The organism is Kitasatospora sp. NPDC032150, from assembly GCF_055579945.1.
In genome coordinates this window covers 1-10,875 of record NZ_JBVIMH010000070.1, presented here as the reverse complement: position 1 = coordinate 10,875, position 10,875 = coordinate 1, and the positions used below count along the sequence as shown (strand labels likewise).

The following is a 10,875-nucleotide window of genomic DNA, read 5'->3' as shown; positions in this document are numbered from 1 at the left end:
GGATACGACCTAGACACTCGCATCCTTGCAGGTCAGCGGCACCTTTCTGCTATCGGAGCATCAGGCGGCCCAGATCCGCTGAATATCCAGGGCTAGTACTACAGGGATAGATCTTGGTTCGTGAGTGCGGCAGGATGGTCAGCCGTCAGTGCACGAGGTCGGACTAGCGATGAGGTGACGGCGGAGGACCTGGCGGTCCTGGACGCGGAGTTCGGGGCGGCGTGTGCCCGAATCGAGCCGCTGTTCTACCGGCCGGAGTCGCGGGCACACGCCCGCGACTACCTGCGGGGGCTGCTGGCACCGCTGGAGAAGAAGAACGGCTGGACCATCGCCGAGTTCACTGGCGCGCCAGAGCCCAAGCGCGTCCAGCGGTTCTTGAACCTGACCCCGTGGAGTGCGGACCGGTTGCGTGACCTGCTGGTCGGGTACGCGATGGAGCATTTCGCCGATGAGCGTGCGGTGCTGATCGCGGACCCGACCGGCTTCGCGAAGAAGGGCCGCAAGTCCGCTGGGGTGCAGCGGCAGTACTCCGGCACGCTCGGTCGGATCGACAGCTGCCAGATCGGGACCTTTCCTCGCCTACGCGACGCCAGACGGCCAGCGGGTACTGCGGGACCGGGAGTTGTACCTGCCTGAGAACTCATGGGCGGCTGACCGCGAGCGATGCCGGGATGCCGGTAAACCCGTCCACGAGATTCGAAACGCACTGCACTGGTCGGCGTTCCGGGTTCGGCATCAAGTCGAAGCCCGGCGCCATCACTTCCGCCGCCGGATGCGCCTCCAAATGATCAATGTCTAGCCCCAGCGCCGGCCGGAATAGGTCCGCACGCGGTGGGAAACCGTTGGCGGCACCCGTGCGGCGGATGACAAGGTGCGGTGCATGACGCCGCTGCATCAGATCCGTGCCGACTACGATGCCCGTACCATCGTGGTCTACCAGGCGTACTCATCCACGATCGCCGACGCCGCACTGCGGGCGGGACGCTTCGTCACCCCGTTCTCGTTCCAGCGAATGACGTGGATCAAGCCCTCGTTCCTGTGGCTGATGCACCGCAGCAACTGGGCCCGCAAGCCAGGGCAGGAGCGCGTCCTCGCAGTGCGGATGACACGGGAAGGCTGGGAGCAGGCCCTCTCCCAGGCCGTACATACGACCGCGGATCCAAAGGCAGTGGCTCAAGCTGCCGTGCACCTGCAGTGGGACCCCGAGCGCTCGCTGCGTGGAGCGGCTCTGAACCACTACAGCATCCAGGTCGGAATCGGTCGCCACCTGATCCGCACGTTCGCCGAAGAATGGGTCGTCGGCCTCACTGACCTCACCCCGCAGGTCCACAAGGCCGCAGCGCTCGTCCGAAACGGACGCGCCGCCCAGGCGCAGCGACTCCTGCCCGCAGAGCGCGTCTACCCGATGAGCCGGACCATGGAAGCGCACCTATCGCCGATGTAGATCCCAGTCGACCAGCAAAGACAGATCTAGCCCTGTAGTACTAGTAGGCGTACTTGAGGGTCCAGTCATTGTTGTACGTGGCGTCGAGCCTGTCGGCGTACCAGGGGCCGTATGTCTCGCACCGGCCACCGGCATCGCAGACCTGCCAGTAGTTCGGGGTGTTGTTGACGATCGACGCGGCGTGGCCGCCGACGGTGACGCCGTAGCCGGAGCCGTTGCCCCAATTGCTGAAGGTGTAGTTGCCCAGGTAGTAGCTGCTGCCGTGGCCGCCGGTCCAGTGTTCCGAGGCACCCCAGCCGAGGTTGGGCGAGTTGTAGTAGAGGCAGACGGTCCCGTTCGGACAGGCTTCGGCACCGCCTGGCCCGGCGGCATAGGCGGAACCGGTCATGCCGAGAAGTGAGGTGGCCGCGGCTGTGACGGCGATCAGGCTGAACGCGAGCTTGCGCTTCATCAGTCCTCCGGGGAAGGATCGGCTGCGACGGGCGCTCCGTGGCGGCCGTCGGATTCATTTCGGACGCTCGTGGTGGTGCGAGGCGGGCCGCCGGCCGCCGTGTGACCGCATACCGACTGGCCACCGTCCCAGTACGTTGGTCCGGCGTTGTCAGATCCTTCCGCTCGATGCGAGCGGGGACCAGTCGGCTTTGAGCCGGAATCGGCTGCCTCCCGGCGACCCCGACTCACCGGGGCTGGGCGTCAACAGTCCGCCAGACCCAGTGGATACGGGGCGGTGTCGAGCAACTCTGGGCCATTGTTGCGGACGCTGTTGACGGTGGGGGAGGCGGCGCGGAAGCGCAGGGCGCCGTCGGCGGGGCGGCGCCGCAGGTGGTGGAGGTCGGTGGGGTCGGTGGCCTCGGTGGTGATGACGGGGTGGAGGCTAGTACTCCAGCTGTAGATCGCGATCTTCGCGATGGGCGGTCTGCTGGCGGCAGCAGCGGGCTTGCTTGGACTTGGTCATTGAGTTGGGCTGGCGCATAGGGTGCCGAGATGATCGCTACGCCAGAGGAGTTCGCACGGAGCACCATCGAGCGCGAGGGGGAGACCGGGGCTGAGTGGCTCGCCGAGCTACCCGAGATCGTGGAGGAGCTACTGGGGCGCTGGGAGTGTGTGCCGGATGGCAAGGTCCTGCACGGAGGCGTTGGTGTCATCGTCCCGGTACGACGGCGGGCTGAGGAGACCGCTGTGCTGAAGGTGTCGTTTCCGCATCCCGGCAACGCCCATGAGCCGGACGCGTTCGTGGCGTGGGCCGGGCGCGGCGCCGTCCTGCTGCATGAGCGCGACGACGAGCGGCTCGCGATGCTGCTGGAGCGGGTTCAGGCTGTGACCCTGGCGGAGGTTGCGGACGGCGACGAGGTGGTGACGGTTGCCGGGCGGCTCAATCGCCGCCTGGCCATCCCCGCACCGTCCGGCTTGCCCCGGCTGCGCGAGCAGGCCGATGCCTGGGAGGAACAGCTGCGCAGGGACGCCAAGGAGCTGACACATCCGTTGCCGCGCCAGGTGGTGGATGCCGCTGTGGCGACCGTCCGGGAACTGGGCCGGGTCCAGCCGGACACCCTCATCCATGGCGACCTCCATGCCCGGAACATCCTGCGCGCTGGCCGGGAGCCATGGCTGGCCGTAGACCCCAAGGGGTACGCGGGAGATCCCGCCTACGACGGCGGCACACTGTTGAAGTCACGCGCGCTGACGCTCCTCGAAGCGGACGACCCGAGCAAGGCTGTCCACCGCATCTTGGACGTATTCGCTGAAGCAGCGGAACTCGACCGTGAACGCGTCCAGCGATGGGCCCAGTTCCATGCCGTACAGGCTGCGTTCTGGGGTCGCCGCCACGGCTTCCGTATCGCCCGCAGCGGACCACAACTGGACTGGCTCACCGAATTCGCAGACCGCCTGGCGGAGTTGCTCACCAAAGGCTCGTAGAGCGTCACTGTGCTGGCTGGTCCGGTGCGCAGATGGACACGGCCACCGTTGATCATCGTCAGTTGTGTGGACAAACGAAGATCAGCCGGTGGCCGTGGGCCACAGCGTAGACCCTGCCCGGTGGCACGCAGTATTCGAGGGCCTGATGGCGCGGGTGGCGGGCCGGTTCACCCGGGTTGAGCCGCGTCGCCGGGCACGGGCGTTCGTGCTCGGCCTGCTCGCAGACCTGCCGAGGAAGAACTGCTGGACGATCGCCGAGCATGCCGGTGACGGGAGTCCGGCTGGCATGCAGCACCTGCTCAGCCGTGCGTCCTGGGACGCCAACCAAGTCCGCGACGACATACGGGATTTCGTGGTCGACCACCTCGGCGATGAGGACGCCGTGCTGGTGGTGGACGAGACTGGGGACCTGAAGAAGGGGACCGCGAGCGTCGGCGTGCAACGCCAGTACACCGGCACCGCGGGACGGATCGAGAACTCCCAGGTTGCGGTCTACCTCGTCTACTCCACCCCGACCGGGCACGCAGCCATCGACAGGCGCCTCTACATCCCGCGCTCCTGGACCCAGGACCCCGACCGGTGCCAGGCGGCGGGCATCCCCGAGGACCTGATGTTCGCAACCAAGCCCGCCCTGGCCACCGAGATGATCGCCCAGGCCCCGCCGACGTGCCGGCCGCTTGGGTCACCGGCGACGAGGTCTACGGCGGCGACCTGAAGTTGCCCCGGTTTGATGGACAACCTTCCACTTTGGGACACTGAGTCCCGCAAGGAGGAGTTCATCGTCCAAGGACGCGTCCGGCCTACCCGCCGGAGTTCCGTCGCCAGATAGTCGAGCTGGTCAGGGCCGGCCGGTCGCCGGAGGAGCTGGCGAAGGAGTTCGAGCCGTCCGCCCAGACCATCCGCACCTGGGCCAACCAGGACCGGGTGGACGCCGGAGAGCGCCCTGGGCTGACCAGCGACGAGAAGGAGGAACTCGCCCAACTGCGCCGCGAGGTAAAGCAGTTGCGCGAGGAGAAGGAGATCCTCCGCAAGGCCACGGTTTTCTTCGTCCGGGAGACCAGCCGGTGATCTGCTACCGGCTGATCGACGAGAACACGGCACACCACGACGTCTCCCTCATGGCCCGGCTGCTGGGTGTGTCACGGCAGGGCTACTACGCGTGGCGAAACCGCCGCCCCTCCCGACGACAGCACAAGGACGTCGAGCTCACGGACAAGATCCGCGGGCACCACGAGCGGTCCCACGGGACCTACGGAGCCCCCCGCATCCACGCGGACCTGCGCGAGATCGACGGCCTGTCCGTCGGCCGCAAGCGCGTCGCCCGCCTGATGCGCCAGGCCGGCCTGGTCGGCGTGCACCGCCGCACCGGCCGGGCCTCGCTGACCCGGCAGGACCGGCAGGCCACGGCCGCCCCCGACCTGATCGGCCGTGACTTCACCGCGAGCGCACCGAACCTGCGTTGGACCGCGGACATCACCTACGTGCCCACCGACGAGGGCTGGCTCTACCTCGCCGTCGTCATGGACCTGTTCTCCCGCCGCATCGTCGGCTGGGCGATGGCCGACCACATGCGAACCGAGCTGGTCACCGACGCCCTCGCTATGGCGATCGCGGCCCGCAGACCCCGCCCCGGCCTCGTGCATCACAGCGACAAGGGCTCCCAATACACCAGCCTGACATTCGGGAGCACCAGGTCCGCCGCTGGACCTCCTGGCACCGCTGGACCACCCTGGCCATGCTTGCGCAGGCCTTTCTCGCGGTCACGGCCGCCATCGAGCAGGCCGCAACGACACCACCAGGTTCGTCCCGCTGACGTGCAGCGAGATCCGACGCCTCTTCGCAGCATTCGTTACCCAGCCCGCCCGCGACCTGGCACACCGACTCCGCTGGTCGGACTGGCGCCGACGGCACCAAGCTCGTGCCCGCGCCAGCCACTACCGGCGACAGGCCGCCCAACAATCGTGATCAAGATCTACAGCTGGAGTACTAGCCGGGCGACCGACGCAACGCAGCGGGGTGCGCTTTCCGCCCTGGGAGTGCTCTCATGCGAAGGCTGAGGGAGCGTCGCGTGCCTGGTAGGAATTGTCAGACACGCCGTAAGAAACGCACCATGACCAAGGAAGAAGCAGTCTGCGCCGCAGCCATCGCCGTGATCGAGCACGGCGGCCCCGAGCACCTCACCGACCCGCACCGCGGCCTCCGCCTCATGGGCGAGGCCCTCGATCTTGGCGCCACCCACGAGGACATCGCGCCGAGATGCGCCGGATCCAAGCGGGGGCCGGCCGGTGATCCGCCGCCTGATCGCCGTCCTGAAAGAGCACCTCGACGGCCGCCAGAGCATCGCCTCGCCTTCGGCTTCGGCCGCCACCCCCGGCCTCGGCACCCAGCTGGCCCGGATGGGGCTCGCATCACCGGGCTTCGGTACGGAAGCGCACGCTCGCTCGCACTCCTCGGGCGAGCCGCCTTGAGGGGCCAAGCGTTCGCGGGGCCTACTCGGCGGTGTCCGGGGCGGGGGTGCGGCCGACCTCCTGTTCACCTCCCCTGACCAGGAAGTCGCCGATCAGGATCTTGTAGAGGGCACCGCCGACGACACCGCCGACCAGCGGGCCGACGATCGGCACCCAGAAGTAGAGGTTTTCGTACTGGTCCCGCCAGGCATGGCCGTAGCCGGTGAGGTAGCTGGCCAGCCGGGGGCCGAAGTCGCGGGCCGGGTTGATGGCGTACCCGGCGTTGGTGCCGAAGGCCATGCCGATCGCGACCACGATCAGCCCCACGATGAAGGGGCCGAGGTTGGCGCGTGGCGGGCTGTTGAGCACATCGGTGACCGCGAAGACCAGCAGCACCAGGATCGCCGTCCCGATCACCTGGTCGCGCAGCGCGCCCAGCTCGCTCACCGGGAAGCCGCCGTTGCCGGGGAGGGTGGAGAAGACGCCCTGGCTCTTGATCGAGTGATTCGGGTCGAACTTGGCCAGTACCTCGGTGTAGTTCCACCGCACCACCAGGGCCGCCACGAACGCGCCCGCGGTCTGCGCCACGGCGTAGGGGCCGACCTTCGCCCACGGGAAGCCCTTGAAGGCCGCCAGTGCCACGGTGACCGCGGGGTTGAGATGGCCGCCGCTCATCCGGGCCGCGACGTAGACGCCGAGGGTGACACCGAGCCCCCAGGCCCAGGCGATGCTGTCATGGTCGCCAAGGCCCGCCGCGAGCACCTGTGCCACCACGCCCGCACCGAACAGGATGAGGATCATGGTGCCGGTGAACTCCGCGAACAGTTCACCCGCCAGCCCCCACCCGGGGCCCTGCTCCGATCGCTCAACCATCCGCACTCCCGAGGGTCCTGTCGGCCGGGCCGGCCTTGGACGTCCTCCTCATCGTGTACGCACCTCACGGACGGCTGCCCGTCAGGCAGGGCTACTTGGGGGCGTGGGCGGACCGTTGACCGTGGTCGGGGCGCCAGGATTTGATTCCGCGCCCCCTTGACGGTTAAGTGCGCCGGGCCTGTGATGATGAGACCGCCCGGCAGCGGGGAGCGTGAAGAGAGGAAAGGGGCGTCTCCCGGCCGAAGACCGAGGATGTGCCGAGAGCCGCATCCGGGCGTGCATCGTGCGGGGCACCGATCCCCCAGCCTTCGGCCGGGGGACCCCCAAGCCGCCAGGCTGGGGGGAAGAGAGCGCAGCGGCGCTGCGCGCGACGAGGGATGTGCGTCCGAGGGCCCCTCGCCCCCAGACCCGGCGGCTGGGGGCGGCACCGCACGGTGGCGGGCGCGGACGGTCCCGCCCCCAGCCTCCGGGCCGGGGTCCCACCCGGCCGAAGGCTGGGGGACGGGTGCTCCACCCGACGGCGGGTACGGGGAGGTCGGCACGCGACACCGTGGGCCCTGCTGCCCGTCGGTCCGAGGGGCGACCGGGCGCGGAGGGGACTGGGTGTGGACGGCGAGGAGATCAGCTGGCTCACGGTGCCGCAGGTGCGCACGCTGTGGCCGGGGGTCGGTCCGGTGCACGAGACGGCGGTGGCCAACGGGGTGCGGTTCCGTACCGACACCGCCGACAGCGTCTGGGGCTCGCACACCGTGGTCCGGTACCACGCCGACGACGTACGGCGGGTGGCTCCCCGACTCACGGCCGCGCCCGGTGAGCCGTCCGGCCGGACCGGGCTGGCCGGTTTCCTGGCCCTACTGCTCCTGCTGGTGCTGGTGACCGCACTGGCCGTCTGGGCCTGGTACCAGAGCCGGGCCGGCGCCCAGACCTACTGGCACTGAGCGCCGGGCCCGCGCGGCGGCCAGCGTGAGACGTCCCGCCCGCGGGTCCGTCAGAGCGCGGCGTCCCGGGCGAGCAGTGCCGCCTGCACCCGGTTCTCGCACTCCAGCCTGGCCAGGATCCGGCTCACGTACGTCTTCACCGTGCCCTCGCTCATGTGCATCCGGGTGCCCACGTCCGCGTTCGAGAGGCCCTCACCAAGTAGTTCCAGCACCTCGCGCTCGCGCGCCGAGAGCGCGGCCAGCCGCCGCCTGGCCGCCTCGCCGCGGGCCACGGCCGGGCCGGCCGCGAGGCTGTCGACGATGTGCCGGCTGGCGGCGGGCGACAGCAAGGCTCCTCGCGTTCGGCGCTGGTCAGCTCGCCCGGCCGACCCTCGCCCCGGTCGGTCTTGTCCTGCTTGACCCAGCCCCGCAATCCCTCCGGACTGACCCCCAGTTCCCGGGCGATCTCGGTGACGTTCCGGTGTGGCGAGGACCGGACGAGTGCGACCGCGTCCCGCTTGAACTCCGCCGTGTACCGCTTGGCCATGTTGCTCTTGATTCCCACCTGGTACTGCTTCCTCCGGGCTTGCATCGCCCAGTCTCCAGGTGTCCAGCCTCAAGGGGAACGTCACGCTGGACGACGCTTCGGTGGTGTGACCGTCGGGCAGTGCGCGCGGCGGCCCGCGCGCACTGCCTCACTTGAGGTGTGTCGCGGTCCGGACAAGGTTGGCGACGGCTCTGGACCGGCTGTGCGGCGGCCAGGCGATCACGGTGGTGACCTTCGGCGCGTCCAGCACCGGCACGGCGGCCAGGTCGCCGTGCAGTTGGGACCGGCACGACTCCGGTGCGATCGAGCAGGCCCGGCCCAGCGCGACCAGCTGCAACAGCTGCGCGTGGTCGCGGACCCGGGGGCCGGGGCCGGGCGGGTAGCTGCCGTCGGGGCGGGGCCAGCGCGGTAGCGGCAGGTCCGTGAGCCCGGCGACGTCGGCCATGTGCACATGGGCCCGGCCGGCCAGCGGATGCCCGGCCGGCAGGACCAGCACCTGGCCCTCGGTGCTGAGTTCCTCAGTGTGCAGCCGGTCCGTGGAGTCGAACGGCTGGTGCAGGAGCGCCACATCGGCCCGGCCCTCGCGCAGGATCCGTTCCTGTTCGGCCGGGCCGCACAGGATGACCTCCACGGGCACCGCGCCGGGTTCGGCGGCGTACGCGTCGAGCAGTTCCGCCAGCAGGTCACTGGACGCATTGGCCTTCGTGACCAGGGTCAGGCCGGGGCCACCGGTCGCGGCGCGGGCCGCGCGGCGGGTCCGGCGCTCGGCGGCGTCGACCGCCGCCAGGGCCGCTTGGCCCTCGACCAGCAGCACCGCGCCCGCCTCGGTCAGGCTGACGGTGCGGCTGGTCCGGTCCAGCAGGACCACCCCGAGCCGGCGTTCGAGCTGCTGGACCGCCCGGGACAGCGGCGGCTGGGCCATCCCGAGCCGCTGCGCGGCCCGCCCGAAGTGCAACTCCTCGGCCACGGCGACGAAGTAGCGCAGTTCCCGGGTCTCCATGCCGCCACGCTACCCCGGATCGATACCCGGACGGTATCGGTGTCCACCCAATCGGTCTTGGACCTCGGCCGGGGGCCGGCAGCAGCATGGTCCCCATGAGCGAACGAACGATTGCGCTGGTCACCGGCGCGAACAAGGGAATCGGCTACGAGATCGCCGCGGGCCTGGGCGCCCTCGGTTGGAGCGTCGGCGTCGGCGCCCGCGACGAACAGCGCCGCGGGGCCGCCGTGGAGAAACTGCTCGCAGCCGGCGTGGAAGCGTTCGGCGTCCCCCTGGACGTCACCGACGACGCGAGCGTGACCGCCGCCGCACGGCTGATCGAGGACCGGGCCGGGCGCCTCGACGTGCTCATCAACAACGCCGCCATCACCGGCGGCATGCCGCAGGAGCCCACCCGGGTCGATGCCGCCACCATCCGCACGGTCGTGGAGACGAACGTGATCGGCGTCATCCGCGTCACCAACGCGATGCTGCCGCTGCTGCGCCGCTCCGCCTCGCCGCGGATCGTCAACATGTCCAGCAGCGTCGGCTCGCTCACCCGCCAGTCCGAAGCCGGCAGCGAGCAGGTGATCGGCCCGCTGGCCGCGGCGTACCCGCCGTCGAAGTCGTTCCTGAACGCCCTCACCCTCCAGTACGCCCGGGAGCTGCGCGGCACGAACATCCTGATCAACCTCGGCTGCCCCGGCTACGTCGCGACCGACCTCAACGGCTTCCGCGGCGTGCGCACCCCCGTCCAGGGCGCAGCCATCGCCCTCCAGCTCGCCACCCTGCCCGACGACGGCCCGACCGGTCAGTTCTTCGAGGACGCCGGCGTAGTGCCCTGGTGATGTGCACGGCGGCCATCTCGCTCAGTCACACGCGGTCAGCCGAGATGGAGCAGGTGCAGGAGGGTGCGGGCGAGGCCGGGGTTGGTGCCAACAAGGCTGCCAAGTTGCAGCTGGTGACGACAAGGCCTCCCAAACGGTGACAGGTCTCGAGCCCAGAACAGTGCTGAACCCCAGGTCGCACACCCAGCCTGGTGACATGTATCTCGCTCAGTCACAGATCAGTAGGGTGATCACCACGAGCGAAGTGCTGGAGGTCCCGATGCCCGCAGCCATCCACGACTCCACCTGGGGCGGCCTGCACGACTCTGCCTGGAATCTCGACTCCGGGCGGACGATCACCGACACGGACTGGAACACCCCCGACGACAGCGTCTGGACCCTCCGTGACGCCAGCTGGGGCTGATCGGCTACGACGTCGGCAGGATGAGGATGCCCCGGGCCTCGGCCCGGGGCTTCTGCCGTTCGAAGGCCACAGTCAGTGTGGGATCGCGGCGACCAGCTGGTGCGCGCCTTGCCGCTTGAGTGCGAGGGCGGTGGCGGTGCCGAGGTCTTCGGGGTGAGGGAACCGGCCCACTCGTGGGCGTCCAGGACCTGCTTGCCGTCCGCGGAGAACACCCGGCCGCGCAGGGACAGGCGGCCGTCCGGCTCAGCCTGCGCATACCCGGCAATCGGTGAGTTGCAGTGATCCTGGAGGACGTGGAGGAACATCCGCTCGGCGGTGGCCTCGCGCCAGGTGTCGTGGTGGCCGAGGGCGGTGACCGCGCCGATGGTGGCGGTGTCGTCCTCGCGGCACTGCAGGGCGAGGATGAGACCGGTCAACTCCGCAACGAAGTAGCCCTCCTGGAGGCTGCCATCCTGCGTCACCGAGGTCTCCCAGGCGTTTTCGGGCAGCTTCGCGATGGC

Annotated in this window: 9 protein-coding genes and 8 pseudogenes; 11 read left to right on the top strand and 6 right to left on the bottom strand. The window is 69.7% G+C overall.

Going from position 1 to position 10,875, the window contains the following annotated elements; genetic code table 11:
- Nucleotides 1–174 precede the first annotated feature (174 nt).
- Both ACZ5ON_RS35285 and ACZ5ON_RS35280 read left to right on the top strand, forming a co-directional pair.
- Nucleotides 175–685, top strand: a pseudogene (locus ACZ5ON_RS35285) (IS701 family transposase); the annotation flags it as partial.
- A 195-nt stretch (nucleotides 686–880) separates the two neighbouring features.
- Nucleotides 881–1,444 (top strand): DUF4291 domain-containing protein, encoded by a 564-nt coding sequence (locus ACZ5ON_RS35280; protein ID WP_465601502.1) that lies wholly within the window; start codon nucleotides 881–883, stop codon nucleotides 1,442–1,444.
- Nucleotides 1,445–1,484: 40 nt separating this feature from the next.
- On the opposite strand, the gene ACZ5ON_RS35275 is transcribed toward ACZ5ON_RS35280, so the two are convergent.
- Complete coding sequence (locus tag ACZ5ON_RS35275; RefSeq protein WP_465601499.1) at nucleotides 1,485–1,895, bottom strand: hypothetical protein; 411 nt, start codon at nucleotides 1,893–1,895, stop codon at nucleotides 1,485–1,487.
- A gap of 533 nt (nucleotides 1,896–2,428) precedes the next feature.
- Between ACZ5ON_RS35275 and ACZ5ON_RS35270 the strand changes: the two genes are divergently transcribed.
- The 6 genes and pseudogenes from ACZ5ON_RS35270 (at nucleotide 2,429) to ACZ5ON_RS35245 (ending at nucleotide 5,829) form a co-directional block, all read left to right on the top strand.
- The gene (locus ACZ5ON_RS35270) at nucleotides 2,429–3,361 is read left to right on the top strand and encodes an aminoglycoside phosphotransferase family protein (protein WP_465601497.1); all 933 of its coding nucleotides are present in this window, start codon (nucleotides 2,429–2,431) and stop codon (nucleotides 3,359–3,361) included.
- 145 nt (nucleotides 3,362–3,506) lie between these two features.
- A pseudogene (locus ACZ5ON_RS35265) lies at nucleotides 3,507–4,066 on the top strand (IS701 family transposase); the annotation flags it as partial.
- Nucleotides 4,067–4,162: 96 nt separating this feature from the next.
- Nucleotides 4,163–4,429 (top strand): annotated as a pseudogene (locus ACZ5ON_RS35260) (transposase); the annotation flags it as partial.
- A gap of 50 nt (nucleotides 4,430–4,479) precedes the next feature.
- Nucleotides 4,480–5,031: pseudogene (locus ACZ5ON_RS35255) on the top strand (IS3 family transposase); the annotation flags it as partial.
- A gap of 14 nt (nucleotides 5,032–5,045) precedes the next feature.
- Nucleotides 5,046–5,326, top strand: a pseudogene (locus ACZ5ON_RS35250) (IS701 family transposase); the annotation flags it as partial.
- A 320-nt stretch (nucleotides 5,327–5,646) separates the two neighbouring features.
- Entirely contained in the window at nucleotides 5,647–5,829 is a 183-nt protein-coding gene (locus tag ACZ5ON_RS35245; protein WP_465601495.1) for a hypothetical protein, read from the top strand.
- A gap of 21 nt (nucleotides 5,830–5,850) precedes the next feature.
- Here the strand turns inward: ACZ5ON_RS35245 and ACZ5ON_RS35240 are convergent, their stop codons facing one another.
- Entirely contained in the window at nucleotides 5,851–6,681 is an 831-nt protein-coding gene (locus ACZ5ON_RS35240) for an MIP/aquaporin family protein (protein ID WP_465601492.1), read from the bottom strand.
- A 605-nt stretch (nucleotides 6,682–7,286) separates the two neighbouring features.
- Between ACZ5ON_RS35240 and ACZ5ON_RS35235 the strand changes: the two genes are divergently transcribed.
- Entirely contained in the window at nucleotides 7,287–7,619 is a 333-nt protein-coding gene (locus ACZ5ON_RS35235) for a hypothetical protein (protein ID WP_465601489.1), read from the top strand.
- A gap of 50 nt (nucleotides 7,620–7,669) precedes the next feature.
- Here ACZ5ON_RS35235 and ACZ5ON_RS35230 read toward each other — a convergent pair.
- From ACZ5ON_RS35230 to ACZ5ON_RS35220, 3 genes and pseudogenes are all read right to left on the bottom strand, one after another.
- A pseudogene (locus tag ACZ5ON_RS35230) lies at nucleotides 7,670–7,951 on the bottom strand (response regulator transcription factor); the annotation flags it as partial.
- Between the two features lie 65 nt (nucleotides 7,952–8,016).
- Nucleotides 8,017–8,145: pseudogene (locus tag ACZ5ON_RS35225) on the bottom strand (transposase); the annotation flags it as partial.
- 148 nt (nucleotides 8,146–8,293) lie between these two features.
- Nucleotides 8,294–9,145 (bottom strand): LysR family transcriptional regulator, encoded by an 852-nt coding sequence (locus ACZ5ON_RS35220; protein ID WP_465601487.1) that lies wholly within the window; start codon nucleotides 9,143–9,145, stop codon nucleotides 8,294–8,296.
- A 95-nt stretch (nucleotides 9,146–9,240) separates the two neighbouring features.
- On the opposite strand from ACZ5ON_RS35220, the gene ACZ5ON_RS35215 reads away from it, so the two are divergent.
- The gene (locus ACZ5ON_RS35215; protein WP_465601484.1) at nucleotides 9,241–9,972 is read left to right on the top strand and encodes an SDR family oxidoreductase; all 732 of its coding nucleotides are present in this window, start codon (nucleotides 9,241–9,243) and stop codon (nucleotides 9,970–9,972) included.
- A 196-nt stretch (nucleotides 9,973–10,168) separates the two neighbouring features.
- Complete coding sequence (locus tag ACZ5ON_RS35210) at nucleotides 10,169–10,375, top strand: hypothetical protein (protein ID WP_465601482.1); 207 nt, start codon at nucleotides 10,169–10,171, stop codon at nucleotides 10,373–10,375.
- Between the two features lie 72 nt (nucleotides 10,376–10,447).
- Here ACZ5ON_RS35210 and ACZ5ON_RS35205 read toward each other — a convergent pair.
- Nucleotides 10,448–10,779: pseudogene (locus tag ACZ5ON_RS35205) on the bottom strand (hydroxymethylbilane synthase); the annotation flags it as partial.
- Between the last annotated feature and the right edge of the window lie 96 nt (nucleotides 10,780–10,875).